Origin of the sequence: Pandoraea sp. E26 (assembly GCF_000681415.1) — a bacterium.
Taxonomy (GTDB): Bacteria; Pseudomonadota; Gammaproteobacteria; order Burkholderiales; family Burkholderiaceae; genus Pandoraea; species Pandoraea pnomenusa.
Genome location: NZ_AYXJ01000015.1, coordinates 194,953 through 212,841, shown reverse-complemented (window position 1 = coordinate 212,841; position 17,889 = coordinate 194,953). Strand labels below are relative to the sequence as shown.

Below are 17,889 nucleotides of genomic sequence, written 5' to 3'. Positions count from 1 at the left end.
TCAGCAGGCGAAGCGGGAAGGCCGCCTCAGTGGCCCTCGAACGAACACAACAGGAACAGCGGCAGGCCGGCATCGCGAATCAGGCGCGACCCTCCCAGCTCGGGCAGGTCGACGATCGCCGCGCCTTCGATGACCGTCGCGCCGAGACGCTCGAGCAGCTTCTTGCCCGCAAGCATCGTGCCGCCGGTCGCGACCAGATCGTCGATGAGCAGCACGCGATCGCCCGGCCCGCAGGCGTCGGCATGAATCTCGACCGTCGCGCTGCCGTACTCCAGTTCATATTCTTCGGCCACGGTCTGATAGGGCAGCTTGCCCTTCTTGCGGATGGGGATGAAGCCGATGTTCAGCTCGTAGGCCAGGATCGATCCGAGAATGAAGCCGCGCGCATCGAGGCCGGCGATGTAATCGGGGCGCTGCGCCATGTAGCGATGCACGAACACGTCGATGAGCACACGCAACGTACGCGGGTTCTTGAGCAACGGCGTAATGTCGCGGAATTGCACGCCGGGCGCGGGCCAGTCGGGCACGGTGCGAATCTGGCTCTTGATATAGGCGGCAGGGGACTCGTCGATCTGCACGGGGATCCTTGATGGGGGACTGACGGGGAACATGCCACATTATGCCAAAAAGGACCCGACGGTCCCATGACGGTCGGCTCGCCATGCGGCGCCCGTGGGACGCCCGCCCGCGCCGCCTCAGCGCCGCCGCTCGCCCTCGCGGCCCAACAAACGCTCCTGCGCGGCCACGAGTTTCTCGGGCAACCCCCGCAGCACCACGATGTCCTCGGCCATCAGGCGAGTCTCCGACACAGGCTCCACGCCGCGAATGCCGTGGCGCCGGATGGCCGTGACCGTCACGCCCAGCCGGTCGAGACGAAGCTCGCCCAGCGTGCGGCCCACGGCGTCGGCATTGAGCGGTAGCGGTACGGACTGCAGCCGGACCTGCTCGCGCTCGCCCCCCTCGTCCTCGTCGTCGAGGCCGTGGAAATAGCCGCGCAGCAAGCTGTAACGCTCATTGCGCGCCTGCGCCACGCGACGCAACACGCGGCGCATCGGCACGCCCAGGAGCACGAGGGCGTGCGACGCGAGCATCAGGCTGCCCTCCACGATCTCGGGCACGACTTCCGTGGCGCCCGCCGCGATCAGGTCGTCGATGTGCGTTTCATCGACCGTGCGCACGACCACGGGCAGCGTGGGCTCCAGCGCCTGCACCTGCGCGAGCACCTTCAACGCCGCCGGGGTGCTGTCGTACGTCACCACAATGCCCGCGGCGCGGTGAATGCCCGCGGCAACGAGCGCCTCGCGCCGGGCAGCGTCACCGAACACGACGGTCTCGCCGGAACGGGCCGCCTCCATCACGCGGTCGGGGTCGAGATCGAGCGCCACGTAGCCGATGCCCTCCTGTTCGAGCATGCGCGCGAGGTTCTGGCCGCACCGGCCGTAGCCGCAGATGATCACGTGCCCCGACGTCTTGATGCTCTGCGTGGCGATCTTCGTCATCTGCAACGACTGCATCATCCATTCGTTGGCGACGAAACGCAGCGCGATGCGGTCGGCGTTGATGATGAGAAACGGCGCGCACAACATCGACAGCAGCATGCCCGCGAGCACCGCCTGCGAGAGCGACGCATCGAGCAAGTGCCGATCGATCACCAGATTGAGCAGCACGAAACCGAATTCGCCCGCCTGCGCGAGACCGAGCCCCGTGCGGATCGCCGTGCCGGGCGAGCTGCCGAACAGACGCGCCAGGCCAGCGATGAGCGTGAATTTAACGACCAGCGGGCCAACGAAGAACAACAGCACGAGCAATGGCTGCTTCAGCAGGATGGCCGGATCGAGCAACATGCCCGTGGTGATGAAGAACAGACCGAGCAGCACGTCGCGAAACGGCTTGATGTCGTCTTCCACCTGATGCCGGAACGGCGTCTCGGCAATCAGCATGCCGGCGATGAATGCGCCCAGCGCCATCGACAGGCCCAGATGTTCGGTGACGTACGCCAGACCGAGCGTGAGCAGCAGCAGATTGAGCATGAAGAGCTCTTGCGAGCGCCGCGCGGCCACGATGTGAAACCAGCGCCCCACCAGCTTCTGTCCGACCCACAGCAACAGCGCAAGGGCCCCGGTGATCTTTAGCGCCGCGAGCGTCAGCGCGAGCACGAGCGCCTTCGAGTTGCCGCCAAGCGCCGAGATCACGATGAGCAGCGGCACCACCGCCAGATCCTGGAACAGCAGCACACCCATGATGTTGCGGCCATGCTCCGTTTCCAGCTCCAGCCGCTCGGCGAGCATCTTGGTGACGATCGCCGTCGACGACATCGCCAGCGCACCGCCCAGCGCCACCGACGCCTGCCACGAGAACGACCAGAACAGATTGACGATCGCGCCCAGGCCCACCGCCACGAGCAGCGTGCCCAGCACCTGGGACACCCCCAGTCCGAGCACCACCCGGCGCATGCTCTTGAGCTTGGGTAGCGAGAATTCGATGCCGATGGAAAACATCAGGAAGACGACGCCGAACTCGGCGAGGTACTGCACGCGCTGCGAGTCGGCCGCCACACCGAGCGCGTGCGGGCCGATCACGATGCCGACACTCAGATAACCGAGCATCGGCGGCAGATGGAGCATGCGGAACAGCACCACCCCGATGCAGGCGGCGAACAGCAGGACAAGAGTGAGTTCGAGAGGCGAAGCCATCGGCTGGGGTCGGTTTCCTGAGTCAGTTGGAAGGCGCCCGGCACTTCTCATGCAAGCGCCGTGCCAGATTGCACCCGGACGGCAGGGGCGAGGCAGAAACCGGAACGGTTCGGGACGTCTCCCGAATCGCGCAAGCCCAGGCGTGGTGCGGCTGTCCTCGGCGCGGCGTCCATTTTGATATACTCCGCGCATGATAGCGAAAATCAATCCAGACCGGGCACTCGAGGTCGCCCGGGAGGTGTTGCGCACCGAAGCCGACGCCATCGAACGAGTCTCTTCGCACCTCGACGACAGCTTCTTCGAAGCGGTTTCGCTGCTGCTCGCGTGTCGCGGTCGCGTCGTCGTGACAGGCATGGGCAAATCGGGGCACATCGGCCGCAAACTGGCCGCCACGTTCGCCAGCACTGGCACGCCCGCCTTTTTCGTTCACCCCGCCGAAGCCAGCCACGGCGATTTGGGCATGATCACGGCCGACGACGTCGTCGTCGCCCTGTCGAACTCCGGCGAAACGGGAGAACTCGTCAGTATTCTTCCGATGATAAAGCGCCTCGGCGCAAAGCTCATCGCCATGACCGGCAACGCCGCGTCGAGCCTCGGCCGTCTGTCCGACGTCCACCTCGACGCGCACGTGGACCGCGAAGCCTGCCCGCTGGGCCTGGCGCCCACGGCCAGCACCACCGCCGCGCTCGCGCTCGGCGACGCCCTGGCCGTGACGCTCCTCGACGCCCGCGGCTTCGGCGCCGAAGATTTCGCCCGCTCGCATCCGGGCGGCGCCCTCGGGCGGCGCCTGCTCACTTTCGTGCGCGACGTCATGCGCACCGGCGAGCGCATTCCGAGCGTGCGCGCCGACGCAAGCCTGTCCGAAGCCCTGCTCGAGATGACCGCCAAGGGTCTCGGCATGACGGCCATCGTCGATGCCGACGATCGCGTCGTGGGCATCTTCACCGACGGCGACCTGCGCCGCCTGTTCAAGCGCACGCTCGACTTCAGCACGCTCAAGCTCGCCGACGTCATGAAGGCCGACCCGCGTACCATCGGGCCGGATCAGCTCGCCGCGGAAGCCGCCGAGCTCATGGAGCGCTTCGGCATCACGCAGTTGCTCGTGACCGAGAACGGCCGCCTCGCCGGTGCGCTGAACGTCCACGATCTGTTCGCCGCCAAGGTCGTGTGAGTCCGTTGCCCATGAATCGACCCAGTACCGCCAGTACCGCCCCACTCGCGCCATTCGCCGCATTCGACGAGGCCGCCGCCGTCCGGCGCGCCGCCCGCGTGCGCGTGATGGTGTTCGACGTCGACGGTGTACTCACCGACGGCGGCCTGCGCTACGGCCCGGCCGGCGAACTCATCAAGACCTTCGACTCGCTCGACGGCCATGGCATGAAGCTGCTGGCCGAAGCCGGCATCGTCACCGCCATCATCACCGGTCGCCAGTCCGACATCGTTGCCAAACGCGCCTCGGACCTGCGTGTCGAACACGTCTACCAGGGCGTGCGCGACAAGCGCGAGGCGTTCGAGGACCTGTGCGGCAAATTGTCCGTGACGGCCGACGTCTGCGGCCACATCGGCGACGACTGGCCGGACCTGCCGGTGCTCACGCGCGTGGGCTTCGCTGCCTGCCCGGCCAACGCACATGCGGAAGTGAAAGCGCGCAGCCACTGGATCGCCGCCACGCGCGGCGGCGACGGCGCCGTGCGCGAACTGTGCGACTTCGTCCTGCGCGCACAGGGGCGTTACGACGCCCTGCTCGCCGAAGCCCTCGCCTGACGCGCCGAAGGAGCCCATCCCCCCATGGCCATGCAACGCGTCTCGCCCGCTTCGCTGATCGCAATTGCCGTGCTCGCCGGACTTGCCGCCGGCACGTACTGGCTGGTGCAGCGCACGCTGCCCTCGGACGCCGATCGCGCGCCGTACGTCAAACAGCACATTCCCGATTACTATGCCGACGACATGGTGATCTCCATGCTCTCGGCAAGCGGCATGACGCAATATCGCGTCAACGCCGTTCACATGACGCACTTCGAAGACGACCAGACCACCGCGATGACGATGCCCGCCGTGCGCGCGTTCACCCCGGATCAGCCGGAAGTGACGGCCACCAGCAAGCGCGGCACGCTCAATGCCGACATGTCGGTGGTGGACCTGTACGACGACGCCGTCGTGGTGCGCCAGGCCGGCCCGCGCGACCCGGAAATGCGCGCACTCTCGGAACATTTCCAGGTGCTGGTGAACGAAGACATCGTCCGCACGGAAAAACCCGTCCAGCTGTATCGCGGGATGTCCGTGATGTACGGCGATGGCATGATTTTCAATAACATCACGCGCGCCGTACAATTGCTCGGCAACGTGCACGGCACGATCCAGCCGGCGGAACTGGGCAACAAGTCCCCGGCACCGCCCGCCACGCCCGGCGCGCCATCCCAGACCAAACAGGGCTCCAAGACCCCATGACCGATCGCCGCAATCCGCGACCCGCATCCCTTTCGCTGCGTGCCCTGCGCGCGCTGGCCGCCGCCTTCGCCGTGCTCGGCGCCCTGGCGTCGCCGCTCGCCCATGCCGAACGCGCCGACCGCGACAAGCCGCTCAACATCGAGTCGGATCACATGAGCTACGACGACCTCAAGCAGGTCAACATCTTCACGGGCAACGTGACGATGACCAAGGGGACCATCCTCCTCAAGGCCGATCGCGTCGAAGTGACCCAGGATCCGGAGGGCTACCAGTACGCCACGGCCTACTACAAGCCGGGCGGCCCCCTCGCCTACATGCGCCAGAAGCGCGATGGCCTCGACGAGTACATCGACGGCTGGGGCCAGACGATCTACTACAACGGCAAGACGGAAGTCGCCACGCTCACCACGCAGGCCACGCTCAAGCGCCTGGCCGGCGGCACGCGCGTGCTCGACGAAATCCATGGCAGCGTGATCACTTACGACACCTACAACGAGGTCTATACCGCGAACAGCGGGGCCGACCAGGTCAACGCCAACAATCCGAACGGCCGTGTACGCGCCACGCTCGCGCCGCGCAATGCGACGGGTGCCGCACCCGCGGCCGGCGGCCCGGGCAGCAAGCCGGCCGCAGCCCCCAAGGGCGATCTGCCGCCGCTGTCTCCCTCCAAAAGCATCGGGAATCCGCGTGAGTAATTCTGCCAACAACGCCTCGACCATCAACCCGGGCGCCGGGCCGTCGGGCAAGCCGAGCGCGCTCGTCGTGCGCTCGCTCAAGAAGCAATACGGCGCGCGCACCGTCGTGAAGGACGTGTCGCTGGACGTGAAAAGCGGCGAAGTCGTGGGATTGCTCGGCCCCAATGGTGCCGGCAAGACGACCTCGTTCTACATGATCGTGGGACTCGTGCCCGCCGACGACGGCGAAATCCAGCTCGACGGCAACCTGATCAGCGAATTGCCGATTCACGAACGCGCCCGCATGGGCGTCTCGTACCTGCCGCAGGAAGCATCGGTGTTTCGCAAGCTCACGGTCGAGGACAATATTCGCGCCGTGCTCGAACTGCAGGTCGACGCCCAGGGCAAGCCGCTCAAGCGCGACGAGATCGAGCGACGCATCGAAGCCCTGCTCGACGAGCTCCAGGTGAGCCATCTGCGCGAGAATCCGGCCATGTCGCTCTCCGGCGGCGAGCGCCGCCGCGTGGAAATCGCCCGGGCGCTGGCGACGCAACCGCGCTTCATCCTGCTCGACGAGCCGTTTGCCGGCGTCGATCCGATCGCCGTGCTGGAAATCCAGCGAATCGTGCGTTTTCTGAAAGATCGGGGCATCGGTGTCCTCATCACCGACCACAACGTGCGGGAAACGCTCGGCATCTGCGATCACGCCTACATCATCAGCGAAGGCTCGGTGCTCGCCGCGGGCACCCCCGACCAGATCGTGGCCGACGAGAGCGTCCGGCGCGTCTATCTGGGCGAGAATTTCCGGATGTAAAGCAAATTTTTCGCATGTAAACCCTGCCTCCGATAGGGCGCCGGGCCGGTTCCGCTGGCGTGACAAAGCCTCTACAATGAAGGCGAGACACGCTATGAAACCGACTCTTCAACTCCGCACCTCGCAGCACCTGACCCTCACGCCGCAGTTGCAGCAATCCATCCGGTTGTTGCAACTGTCGACGCTCGAACTTCAGCAGGAAGTCGAGCACGCCCTCACCCAGAACCCGATGCTCGAGCGCGAGGACGACTGGCTCGCGGGCTCGGTACGTGTCGGCACGGACGGGTCGCTTCGCAACGAGCGCAGCACGTCGGCGAGCAGCGCCAGCGAGGGCCATGAGTCCGCCAACGGCCATGACGAAACCCGCGAGCTCGACGGCCAGACCCGCTTCGACGACAGCAACCAGGACAGCGGCAGCGATTGGAGTCTTAACGATTTCGCCCGTTCGGGCAGCGCCTCGGACGACGACGACAACGCGCGCCCGCAGTTGCACGTCGATCACCCCAACCTTCGCGAACACCTGCTCGCGCAGCTGCGCCTGACCAAGGCGGGGCCGCGCGATCGCGCGCTTGTCGAATTCCTGATCGAATCGCTCGACGAAGACGGCTACCTCGGCACCATGCTCGACGAAATCCAGGCGGATATGCCTGAAGAGCTGGCGCTCGAGACCGAGGAGATCAACGCGGCGCTCGCGCTCCTGCAGAGCTTCGATCCGGCCGGGGTGGGTGCCCGTACGCCGTCCGAATGCCTGCGCCTTCAGTTGCAGCGCCTGCCCCCGAGCAATGTGCGCACGCTCTCGCTGCGCATCGTCTCGGATCACCTGGAACTGCTCGCCGCGCGCGATTACACGCGTTTGCGTCGCCTGCTCGGCGTGAGCGAAGACAGCCTGCGCGCGGCGCATCACCTGATTCGCTCCCTCGACCCTTTCCCCGGCGCGGCCTACGGCTCGCCGCAGGCCGATTACGTGGTGCCCGACGTGCTGGTGCGCAAGCAGGGCAGCAACTGGATCGCCGAACTCAACCCCGAGGTCATGCCGCGGCTGCGCATCAACGAGATGTACGCGCGAATTCTGCGAAACAACCGCAACGATCCGGGCACCGGCAATCTGCAGCAACAGCTCCAGGAAGCCCGCTGGCTGATCAAGAACATCCAGCAACGGTTCGACACGATCCTGCGTGTCGCACAGGCGATCGTCGAGCGTCAGAAGAACTTCTTCACGCACGGCGAAATCGGCATGCGGCCCTTGGTTTTACGCGAGATTGCTGATACGCTGGGTTTACATGAATCCACGATTTCACGGGTGACAACCAGTAAGTACATGCTCACTCCATTCGGGACTTTCGAGCTCAAGTACTTCTTTGGTTCGCACGTGGCCACGGAGGCGGGCGGCGCAGCGTCATCGACGGCCATCCGCGCACTCATCAAGCAACTCATAGGAGCAGAAGACCCGCAGAGCCCCCTTTCCGACAGCCGTATCGCGGAACTGCTGGCAGAGCAAGGGTTCGTGGTTGCGCGGCGCACTGTCGCGAAGTACCGCGAGGCCATGCGAATCCCCGCAGTCAACTTGCGCAAATCTTTGTAGTACGGTCCTGGTGCGCCATGTTGGCTCGCTGGGGCATTACGCCGCAGTGCGACATTGCGTCACGCCAATGGCTCTCGTCAGCCGGCGCCGCTCGTGACGCGGCCTGCACTTCGGCATTTCAGCAAGGAGAGCAGCTATGAATCTGAAGATCAGTGGACATCATCTCGAACTCACGCCGTCGCTGCGCGAATTCGTCGTCAACAAGCTCGAACGCGTGTTGAGGCACTTCGATCAGCTCATCGGCGCCGAGGTGATCCTCTCTGTCGACAAGACCAAGGAGAAGACCGGGCGCCAGATCGCCAGCATCACGGTGTATCTCAAGGGTAAGGAGATTTTCGTCGAGAAGTGTGACGAAAATATGTACGCTGCCATCGACAAGCTGATCGATATGCTCGACCGCAAGGTAATGCAATACAAGGACAAGGTTCAGGATCACGGCCGCGAGGCACTCAAGCACCAGCAACCTCCAGAGGCGGAACCGCTGCAATAAGTCCATCCGGGAGAGGTCGTCGCATTGACCGACACTGACGCGAAGCCGCACGGAACCTCACGCGCGAACCCACGTCTGTCATAAGTCTGGCATCACCCACCGCGGGGCCGTTGAACGGCCCCTTTTGTATGGTCCCGACGAGTTCCGCGCGTTGGCGCGGGCGCAGCGACGGGTGGTCTATAATGCGAGGTCAATCGGGGGTTGGAGGGCGACTACGCGTTCGCCCGCATTACAAGATGAATCGTTTAGTCAAACTCTTACCTGCGTCCAACATCCTGCTTGGACTGTCCGTCACCAGCAAGAAGCGCGTCTTCGAGCAAGCCGGGCTGCTCTTCGAGAGCAATGCCGGGCTCACGCGCGCGCTTGTCACCGACAATCTGTTTGCGCGCGAGCGTCTGGGCTCGACCGGGCTGGGGGAAGGCGTGGCGATTCCGCACGGCCGGATCAAGGGTCTGAAACATCCGATGGCCGCCTTCGTGCGCCTGGCCGACCCGATTCCCTTCGAAGCGCCCGACGGCCAGCCCGTCTCCCTGCTGTTCTTCCTGCTGGTTCCGGAACAGGCGACCCAGCAACATCTCGAGATTCTGTCCGAAATTGCCCAGTTGCTCTCCGATCGCTCGATGCGCGAGACATTGACCACGGCGCCCGACGCCGAAGTCATTCACGCCGCGCTCGCGAACTGGCAGCCCTGAGCCCGCGGGGGCTCGCCGATTTCCGCCGATATTCACGGGTATCGCCGCAAAGACTGACGAATTCCGTAGCTCCCACACCCAACCGAACGAGGCGACGCGGTGGAACTGACCGGCATCAACGCGCAGAGCATATTCGACGACAACGCAGCCACGCTGCGCCTGTCGTGGCTGACCGGCCATGAGGGATGGGAGCGCGGTTTCACGCCTGAAAGCGTGGCTACCGCAACCTCCAGCGCGGACCTCGTGGGTCACCTGAACCTCATTCACCCGAACCGGATCCAGGTGCTTGGCGAGGCCGAACTGCGCTATTACCAGCGCCTGACCGACGAGAACCGCAAACGTCACATGGGCGAAGTCATCGCCCTGGAACCGCCGTTCCTGGTGGTCGCGGACGGCCTCGAAGCGCCGCCCGACCTGGTGCTGCGCTGCACCCGTTCCTCGACCCCGCTGTTCACCACACCGATGTCGACGGCAGCTGTCATCGACAGCCTGCGGCTGTACATTTCGCGCGTGTTCGCCCCGCGATGCACGATGCACGGCGTATTTATCGACATTCTGGGCATGGGGGTGCTGCTGACCGGCGACTCCGGCCTGGGCAAGAGCGAGCTCGGCCTGGAACTGATCAGCCGGGGTCACGGGCTGGTGGCCGACGATGCCGTCGATTTCGTACGTCTCGGCCCGGACTTCGTGGAAGGCCGCTGTCCGCCCTTGTTGCAGAACCTGCTCGAAGTGCGCGGTCTGGGCCTGCTCGACATCAAGACGATCTTCGGCGAAACGGCCGTGCGCCGGAAGATGAAGCTCAAGCTGATCGTGCAACTGGTGCGCCGCCCCGACGGCGAATTCCAGCGCCTGCCGCTCGAGGCGCAGACGGTCGACGTGCTGGGGCTGCCGATCAACAAGGTCATTCTGCAAGTGGCCGCCGGGCGAAACCTTGCCGTGCTCGTGGAAGCCGCCGTGCGCAACACGATTCTGCAATTGCGCGGCATCGATACGCTCAAGGACTTCATGGAGCGCCAGCGCCAGGCCATGCAGGACCCGGACGGGATGCAGGGCAAGCTTCTCTGAGCGGCGCGACGCGTCGTCGTCCCCTTTTTCCCCGGGTTTACCGCAATTTTTGCGATTTTCTGTCAACGCCGCGCGATTGCGGCGCGTTTTCTTTCATGTTGTAATCGCCACGCGGCCCATCCCCGTGCGTGTCGACCTTATGGAGAGACGATCATGAAGAAAGCACTTGCTGCATTGCTCCTGGTATCCCCGCTGCTCGCATCGCCCGTGTTTGCCCAGACGGCCGCGCCGGCCCCCGCGCCCAAGGCGTCCAACTCGCAACAAAGCAAGATGAGCGCCTGCAATGCCCAGGCCGGCGACAAGAAGGGCGATGAGCGCAAGGCGTTCATGAAGTCGTGCCTGTCGAACAAGCCGGCCCCGGCAGCCAAGCAGACGCAGCAGGAAAAGATGAAGGCGTGCAACGCCCAGGCCGGCGACAAGAAAGGCGACGAGCGCAAGGCGTTCATGAAGTCGTGCCTGTCGAACAAGCCGGCAGGCTGATCCGCCGAGATCCAGGACCCAGCGATTTCCGCCAGACGGCGCCCCTTGCGGCGCCGTTTTTGTTGAACTGGCGCGAATTCGCGCGACAAAGCGCGACGTGTGCGGAACATTATCGCGTTCCGCTGCTCGACACCCGTAAGACACAATCGCTTACCATGAGGGTTGTATCCGGGAAATGTCATGAAGATCGTATTGATTACTGGCGTTTCGGGCTCCGGCAAGTCGCTCGCGCTGAATGTCCTCGAAGACGCGGGCTACTACTGTGTCGACAATCTGCCGTCACGCTTCCTGCCTGAACTCGCCGAGTACCTCGAAACACAGAACTACACACGCCTGGCCGTTGCCATCGACGCGCGCAGCGGCGGCGCCCTCGCCGATCTTCCGCCGATCATCGGCGGGCTGCGCCGCTTCGGCCACGACGTGCGCGTACTGTTCCTGAACGCCAACACGCAAACGCTGGTGCAGCGCTATTCCGAGACGCGTCGCCGCCATCCACTGTCGGTGGGCGGGGACGATACCGTTTCGGCCAACGGCTCGCTCGTCGAGGCGATCGAGAAAGAGCGCGAAATGCTCAACAGCGTGACCGAACTCGGTCACCAGATCGATACGAGCAATTTGCGCGCGAGCGCCCTGCGCCGCTGGATTCGCGAATTCGTGCAGCACGATCACACCGGACTCACGCTGATGTTCGAGTCCTTTGGCTTCAAGCACGGCGTGCCGCTCGACGCCGACCTCGTGTTCGATGTCCGTTCGCTACCCAATCCGTATTACGACTCGCAATTGCGCCCGCTTACCGGCCGCGATCAGCCCGTGATCGACTTTCTCTCGGCGATTCCCGAAGTCGACGAGATGATCAACGATATCGGCAATTATCTGCAGAAGTGGCTCCCGAGCTACATGCGCGATAACCGCAGCTATCTGACGGTGGCCATCGGCTGCACCGGCGGCCAGCACCGCTCCGTGTTCATCGCCGAGACGCTCGGCGAGCGCTTCCGCACCGAAGCGAGCGTGCTGGTGCGGCATCGCGAACTCACGCCTGGCGAGTCGGCCTGAGGGCCTGGCGATATTGTCGGGACGCGCAGGGATTCACGCAGGCAACCGTAGTTGGCCGTCGTCCTGCACGGTGAGCGAGAGCGCGTCGGCGATCTTGCGAATCGGCGACGGCAAGCCGGCGGCGGCCATGCCCGGCGCGTCGAGCCACGCGTGACGCGAACCGGCTGCCGACGCTGATGGCAGCGTCACGAGCCACGGCCGCAGGAATAGCTTGAAGTGCGTGAAAACGTGCGTCAGCCCCTGCAGCGGCACGATCGACGGCGCCACTTCCTGCGCGCCCAGGCCGTTCTCCGCGCCCTGGGCAAGTGTCACCGCAAGCGCCGTCAGGCGCGCGCGCAAGGCGGCATCGTCCAGCGCGCAGGCATCCGTCGGCGGCGTGAGTTCCGGCAGACTCCACAGTCCGCCCCAGATGCCGCTGTCCGGACGCCGCTCGAACAGCACGCGGTCGGCCGCACGAATGACGAGCACATCGACATAGCGCTGCGGCTGCGCCTTCTTCGGCTTGGCCGTCGGCAACGTGCGCTCGCGGCCCGTGGCGTGCGCCACGCAATCGCCGTCGAACGGACACTCTCCGCAACGCGGCTTGCCCCGCCCGCAAAGCGTCGCACCGAGATCCATCATCCCCTGCGTATAGGCCGGCAGATCCCGTTGGGGCAGCAGCGACTCGGCCAGCGCCCACATCTCGCGCTCGATCTTCGGCGTGCCGGGAAATCCTTCGATGCCAAACACTCTCGCGAGCACGCGTTTGACGTTGCCGTCGAGAATGGCCGCGTGCGCGTCATACGCAAACGCCGCGATGGCGGCGGCCGTCGAACGACCAATGCCCGGCAACGCGGCGAGGACCTGCGGATCGGACGGGAAGCGGGCCCCGTGCTCGGCCACCACGACCTGGGCGCAACGATGCAGATTGCGCGCCCGCGAGTAGTAGCCAAGCCCGCTCCACAGCGCCATGACGTCGTCCTGCGGCGCATTGGCCAATGCCGTCACGTCGGGAAAGCGTTCAAGAAATTTCGTGTAATACGGAATGACGGTGGCGACCTGCGTCTGCTGGAGCATGATCTCCGAGAGCCAGATGCGATAGGCGTCGCGGGTGTTCTGCCACGGCAGGTCGTGACGCCCGTGCTCGGCCTGCCACGCGATCAGGCGCTCGGCAAACGTGGCCGCCAGCGCGTCGGTGCCTGCGTTTTCGGGGGATTCTGTCATAAGCGATTCGGGGGGAATGTCGGATATCGTGCGTAGGGCGCCGCGCGCCGCGCGCTGCGCTATTTCTGGCAATGGGGGCAGAAGAACGTGGAGCGCTGCCCCTGCACGATCTGCCGGATCGGCGTGCCGCACACCCGGCACGGCAGGCCGGCGCGATCGTAGACGAAATATTCCTGCTGGAAATAGCCGCTTTTGCCGTCGCTGCCGACGAAGTCCCGCAAGGTACTGCCGCCCTTCTCGATGGCGGCGGCGAGCACTTCCTTGACGGCCGCGGCGAGTTTCCCGGCGCGCGGGCGCGTGAGCTTGCCCGCCGGCATGCGCGGATGAATGCGCGCGCGAAACAGGCTCTCCGAAGCGTAGATGTTGCCCACACCCACCACGATGCTACCCGCGAGCAGCGCCTGCTTGATGGAGACCGTTCGCCCCCGCGTGCCGGCATGCAGCCAGGCGCCATCGAAAGCGTCGGTAAGCGGCTCGACTCCCAGACTGGCGAGCAGCGGGTGCAGAAGCACATCGCCCGAGGTGCGCGGATGAAACAGCACGGCGCCGAAGCGCCGGGGGTCGCGATAACGCAGTGCACAGTGCTCGAAGACCAGATCGATGTGGTCGTGCACGCCGGCCGCTGGCAATGCGTGCGGCTCGGGCATGACACGCAACGTCCCGGTCATGCCCAAATGCACGAGCAGCCATCCGGGTGCATATTCAAGCAGCAGGTACTTGCCGCGACGGGTCACGCCAATGAGCGTCTCGCCGCGCAGGCGTGCGTCCAGCCCGTCGGGTACCGGCCAGCGCAGCGAGGCGTTGCGCACGTCGATGCGTGCGACACGCGTGCCCGCCACATGCGGCGCGATACCGCGGCGGGTGACTTCGACTTCTGGGAGTTCAGGCATGCCTGCGAACGTTTGCTGAGGATTTAGACTCTATTGTATCGGGCGCGCTACAATCGCTCGAAACCTGCCGTGGATCCCTATGCCGAACACCCGATTCCAGTCCGATTCCGCCGTTGCCAACCCGGCGGCACCTGTGGTTTTGCGCCTGCGCGGCGCCCTGGCACGCGGGGCCTGGGCCGGCGCGGCGGCGCTTGGCGTGGGCTGCGCGAGCGCCGTCATGGCGTTCCTGCCGTCGACGAGCGCTTTCGCCCAGAGCGGCCCCGCCGCACAATCGGCGCCGAAAGCCCCTGCCGCACCGGCCGTCGCGCCGGGCAAGGCCAACGGCGCGGGCGCGGCCGGCGATGCCAGGACCGATGCCGACAGCGAGGACGTGCCGCCGAATGCGAGCGTGCCGCATGAAAAGCTCCCGAACGTCACGTTGACCAGCGAGATCGTCTTCGAAGTGATGGCCGCGGAGCTGAGCCTGCAGCAAGGCAACCTCGCGCCGGCCTTCAATACCTACATCGCCCTGGCCAATCGCACGAAGGACCCGCGCATGGCACGCCGCGCCGTGGAGATCGCGCTCGGCGCGCGCCAGCTTGGCGACGCACTCGTCGCGGCCCGGCTGTGGCACCAGCTCGATCCGACGTGGCGTCCGGGCACGCAGTTGCTCGCGAGCCTCGAGGTCGGCACCGGCCATCTCGCGGAAGCCGAGCCCCTGCTCGTCGACGAATTGAACAAGGTGCCCGAAGCACGCCGCGGCCAGGCCATTCTCGAACTCCAGCAGATGATCGCTCGCAGTCCGGAACGCGCCACGGGCATCGAGTCGCTCAAGCGCATGCTGGCCAACGACATGCAGCGCCCCGAGGCGCAACTCGCCATCGCCCGCTCGCAGCTCGACGCAGGCGACACCGCCGGCGCCCGCGCGTCGCTCGAAGCCGCCCTCAAGCTCAAGCCCGACTATGAAGCCGCCGCGCTGCTGTACGGTCAGATGGGCCCCGCCGAGCGCACCAGCGCGATCGCCGGACTGAAGGCCTTCCTCGATCGCAACCCCAACGCGAAAGAAGCGCGCTTCGCCTACGCCAAACTCCTGCTCGCGGACAACCAGCTCGACGCCGCGCAGAAGCAGTTCGAGACGCTGGAGAAGCGTTATCCGCATGAACTCTCGACGCTCATGGCGCTCGCGTTGCTCAATCTGCACGCCAAGCATCCGGAGATCGCCGAGCAATATCTGCAGAAGTACGCCAGCGAAGCCGAAGCGCAGAACACCGACGGCGCGCAAGCCTACATCTATCTGGCGCAGATCGCGCAGGATCGCAAGGACTACCCGGCCGCCGACAAATGGCTCTCGAAGATTCGCGAGGACAGCAACGCGTATCTGCCCGCGCAAATCGGACGCGCGCAATTGCTCGCCGACCAGGGCAGGGTCGACGAAGGCCGTGCGCTGCTGCACGGTATCAAGTCGAGCGACCCGCGTGAGCAGCTCGCGCTCAAGCGCGCCGAGTCGGATCTGCTCGTCAAGGCCAAGCGCTACGACGACGCCGAGAAGCTGCTGTCCGTCGAAGTGAAAAACCATCCGGACGACGCGGACCTGCTGTATCAGTACGGCATGGTGGCCGAACTCAACCAGCACTACGACGTCATGGAAAAGGCGATGCGCCGTGTCATGACGGCGCAACCGGATAACGCGCAGGCCTACAACGCGCTCGGCTACTCGCTCACGGAGCGCAATACGCGTCTGCCTGAAGCCCTCAAGCTGCTGCAGAAGGCATCGGCGCTCGCGCCCGAGGATCCGTACATCATGGACAGCCTGGGCTGGTTGAAGTATCGCCTCGGCGACAAGCAGCAGGCGCTCGAACTGCTGCGTCGCGCCTACGGCATTCAGGCGCAAGCGGAAATCGGCGCGCACCTCGGCGAGGTGCTGTGGGAAACGGGCCAGCAGGACGAAGCGCGCAAGACATGGCGCGAAGCGCTCAAGCTTGACGGCGACGACGACACGCTGCGCTCGACGATGAAGCGCTACAACGTGGCACCGTAATGGATCAGGTACGAAGGATGCATGGTTTGACGAAGGGGTTGATGCAGGACATGGCGCGCGCGATCGCGCGGCCCCCGTCGCGCGACGGTCGTTGGTTTCGTGTCATGCGCGGCGCGGCACTGGCGCTGGCGTGCTCGGCCGCCGTATTCGCGACCGGCTGCGCAAGTCTCGCGCCGCCGGCCGCCGTCGAACAGGCGCCCGGAGCGAGTGTCGAGCACTATCGCGGCCGCTTCGCCGTGCGCTATGAGCAAAACGGCGAGACGCGCAATACCTACGGCAACTTCGACTGGCAGCAAAACGGCGAGAACGCGACCGTCCAGTTGCTCGATCCGCTCGGGCAGACGCAGGCAATCGTGCGTGAAAGTCCGCGCAGCGCTTCGCTCGAATTGCCGGGCAAGGCGCCGCTGACCGGGCCGCGCCTCGAAGACGTGATGCACGATGCGCTGGGATTCGCACTCCCGGTCGGCGGGCTGCGCTACTGGCTGCGCATGCGCAGCGCGCCCGGCTCGCAGGCAAGCATCGAAACCGATCCGCAGACGCAGCGCCCGTCGCATCTGAAGCAGGATGGATGGACGATCGACTATCAGGCGTTTTTCGACGGCACGCCGTTGCGGGTCAAACGTCTCGACCTCTCGCGCGATCTCGACGGCTCGCCGCTCGCCGTGCGTCTGGTGATCGACGAGTAAGCCTCCACATCCCCTCTGCTGCACGCGTTCCCCGCCTCGTTCGCGGTACGCGGCGCGCCCGCTCCCGAACGCCCTCGCTCGGGCGGTGCTATGCTTGGCACCGCCCGCGCCGGCATCTGGGACGCCGCACGGGCAATGTCCCCCCGTATCCGGCCGCCGGTGTCGTCTGTCGATGACCGCGGCATCCCATAAGTCTTCGTTCGCATTGCCATGTACGAAATCCTGCGTGACTGCCCCGCACCGGCCAAGCTCAATCTCTTCCTGCATATCGTGGGTCGCCGGCCGAACGGCTATCACGAACTGCAAACCGTCTTCCAACTGATCGACTGGGCGGACACACTGCATTTCGAGCGCCGCGGCGACGGACAGGTCGTGCACACGAATCCGCTGCCGGGCGTGCCGCCCGAGACCGACCTGACGGTGCGTGCCGCCCGTCTGCTCCAGGCGCATTGCGGCGTACGCTTCGGCGTGGACATCGGCATCGAGAAACGATTGCCGGCAGGCGGCGGCATCGGCGGCGGCAGTTCCGACGCGGCCACCACGCTGCTCGCGCTCAACCGCATGTGGCAGTTGAACCTGCCCCGCGAAACCCTTCAGACGCTTGCCCTCGAACTCGGTGCCGACGTGCCGTTTTTCGTCTTCGGTCGCAATGCATTTGCCGAGGGGCTCGGCGAGGTGTTGCGGGCCGTGGAATTGCCGCAACGACACTTCCTCGTGGTGAACCCGCGCGTACACGTCGCGACGGACAAAATATTTCGCGATCCCCTGTTGACAAGGGATACGAAGATCGTCACAATGGCGTTCTTTCTTGAGCACGCCAACAAAAACGTGTTCGAAACGGATGAAATCTTCCGTAACGACATGCAGGCGGCAGTCACTCGAGAATACGCGGAAGTCGCTGCTGTGATTGACTGGTTCAGAACCTTCACCCCGGCACGCATGACAGGATCCGGCGCCAGCGTGTTTGCAGTATTCGACACGAAGGCGGAAGCGGAAGACGCATGCAAGCGATTGCCAGAGCGCTGGATCGGCCAGGTGGCCACCAGTCTGGCCGAACATCCGATGTTCGCCTTCGCGTGAAAAAGTTTTACTTTGTTGCGTT

General features: G+C 65.2%; 18 protein-coding genes. 14 read left to right on the top strand and 4 right to left on the bottom strand.

From position 1 onward, the window contains the following. Positions 1–26: 26 nt before the first annotated feature. Positions 27–611, bottom strand: coding sequence for an adenine phosphoribosyltransferase (locus W930_RS0111905; RefSeq protein WP_051399233.1), 585 nt, complete (start codon positions 609–611; stop codon positions 27–29). 84 nt (positions 612–695) lie between these two features. Then, positions 696–2,693, bottom strand: coding sequence for a monovalent cation:proton antiporter family protein (locus tag W930_RS0111900; protein ID WP_023597755.1), 1,998 nt, complete (start codon positions 2,691–2,693; stop codon positions 696–698). Between the two features lie 190 nt (positions 2,694–2,883). Between W930_RS0111900 and W930_RS0111895 the strand changes: the two genes are divergently transcribed. From W930_RS0111895 to rapZ, 11 genes are all read left to right on the top strand, one after another. Next, on the top strand, positions 2,884–3,864 hold the full coding sequence (locus W930_RS0111895) for an SIS domain-containing protein (RefSeq protein ID WP_023597756.1): 981 nt from the start codon (positions 2,884–2,886) through the stop codon (positions 3,862–3,864). 107 nt (positions 3,865–3,971) lie between these two features. Next, positions 3,972–4,457 (top strand): HAD family hydrolase, encoded by a 486-nt coding sequence (locus W930_RS0111890; protein WP_048806815.1) that lies wholly within the window; start codon positions 3,972–3,974, stop codon positions 4,455–4,457. A 24-nt stretch (positions 4,458–4,481) separates the two neighbouring features. Beyond that, complete coding sequence (gene lptC / locus W930_RS0111885) at positions 4,482–5,141, top strand: LPS export ABC transporter periplasmic protein LptC (RefSeq protein WP_023597758.1); 660 nt, start codon at positions 4,482–4,484, stop codon at positions 5,139–5,141. Continuing rightward, complete coding sequence (lptA, locus tag W930_RS27155; RefSeq protein ID WP_023597759.1) at positions 5,138–5,836, top strand: lipopolysaccharide transport periplasmic protein LptA; 699 nt, start codon at positions 5,138–5,140, stop codon at positions 5,834–5,836. The genes lptC and lptA overlap by 4 nt, the downstream gene beginning before the upstream one ends. A 22-nt stretch (positions 5,837–5,858) precedes the next feature. Then, on the top strand, positions 5,859–6,629 hold the full coding sequence (gene lptB, locus W930_RS0111875; protein WP_028731000.1) for an LPS export ABC transporter ATP-binding protein: 771 nt from the start codon (positions 5,859–5,861) through the stop codon (positions 6,627–6,629). Positions 6,630–6,705: 76 nt separating this feature from the next. After that, the gene (locus W930_RS0111870) at positions 6,706–8,211 is read left to right on the top strand and encodes an RNA polymerase factor sigma-54 (RefSeq protein WP_369798653.1); all 1,506 of its coding nucleotides are present in this window, start codon (positions 6,706–6,708) and stop codon (positions 8,209–8,211) included. A 136-nt stretch (positions 8,212–8,347) separates the two neighbouring features. Then, entirely contained in the window at positions 8,348–8,701 is a 354-nt protein-coding gene (gene hpf, locus W930_RS0111865; protein WP_023597762.1) for a ribosome hibernation-promoting factor, HPF/YfiA family, read from the top strand. Positions 8,702–8,937: 236 nt separating this feature from the next. Then, positions 8,938–9,393, top strand: a complete 456-nt coding sequence (gene ptsN / locus W930_RS0111860; RefSeq protein ID WP_023597763.1) for a PTS IIA-like nitrogen regulatory protein PtsN — start codon at positions 8,938–8,940, stop codon at positions 9,391–9,393. Positions 9,394–9,492: 99 nt separating this feature from the next. Continuing rightward, the gene (gene hprK / locus W930_RS0111855; RefSeq protein ID WP_023597764.1) at positions 9,493–10,458 is read left to right on the top strand and encodes an HPr(Ser) kinase/phosphatase; all 966 of its coding nucleotides are present in this window, start codon (positions 9,493–9,495) and stop codon (positions 10,456–10,458) included. A 153-nt stretch (positions 10,459–10,611) separates the two neighbouring features. Next, positions 10,612–10,938: a PsiF family protein gene (locus W930_RS0111850; protein ID WP_023597765.1), complete on the top strand. Its 327-nt coding sequence runs from the start codon at positions 10,612–10,614 to the stop codon at positions 10,936–10,938. Positions 10,939–11,118: 180 nt separating this feature from the next. Continuing rightward, entirely contained in the window at positions 11,119–11,991 is an 873-nt protein-coding gene (gene rapZ, locus W930_RS0111845) for an RNase adapter RapZ (RefSeq protein ID WP_023872989.1), read from the top strand. Positions 11,992–12,024: 33 nt separating this feature from the next. Here rapZ and mutY read toward each other — a convergent pair whose 3' ends face one another. Beyond that, positions 12,025–13,194 carry an A/G-specific adenine glycosylase gene (mutY, locus tag W930_RS0111840; RefSeq protein ID WP_024788677.1) on the bottom strand — a complete coding sequence of 390 codons (1,170 nt, stop codon included), beginning with the start codon at positions 13,192–13,194 and terminating at the stop codon, positions 12,025–12,027. Between the two features lie 59 nt (positions 13,195–13,253). Continuing rightward, complete coding sequence (mutM, locus tag W930_RS0111835; RefSeq protein WP_023872987.1) at positions 13,254–14,084, bottom strand: bifunctional DNA-formamidopyrimidine glycosylase/DNA-(apurinic or apyrimidinic site) lyase; 831 nt, start codon at positions 14,082–14,084, stop codon at positions 13,254–13,256. Between the two features lie 79 nt (positions 14,085–14,163). Between mutM and W930_RS0111830 the strand changes: the two genes are divergently transcribed. The 3 genes from W930_RS0111830 to ispE all read left to right on the top strand — a co-directional run bounded on the left by W930_RS0111830 (position 14,164) and on the right by ispE (position 17,867). Next, entirely contained in the window at positions 14,164–16,101 is a 1,938-nt protein-coding gene (locus W930_RS0111830; protein ID WP_023872986.1) for a tetratricopeptide repeat protein, read from the top strand. Between the two features lie 17 nt (positions 16,102–16,118). After that, positions 16,119–16,787, top strand: coding sequence for a lipoprotein insertase outer membrane protein LolB (locus tag W930_RS0111825; protein ID WP_023872985.1), 669 nt, complete (start codon positions 16,119–16,121; stop codon positions 16,785–16,787). A gap of 210 nt (positions 16,788–16,997) precedes the next feature. Further along, complete coding sequence (gene ispE, locus W930_RS0111820) at positions 16,998–17,867, top strand: 4-(cytidine 5'-diphospho)-2-C-methyl-D-erythritol kinase (protein ID WP_023597771.1); 870 nt, start codon at positions 16,998–17,000, stop codon at positions 17,865–17,867. Positions 17,868–17,889 lie beyond the last annotated feature (22 nt).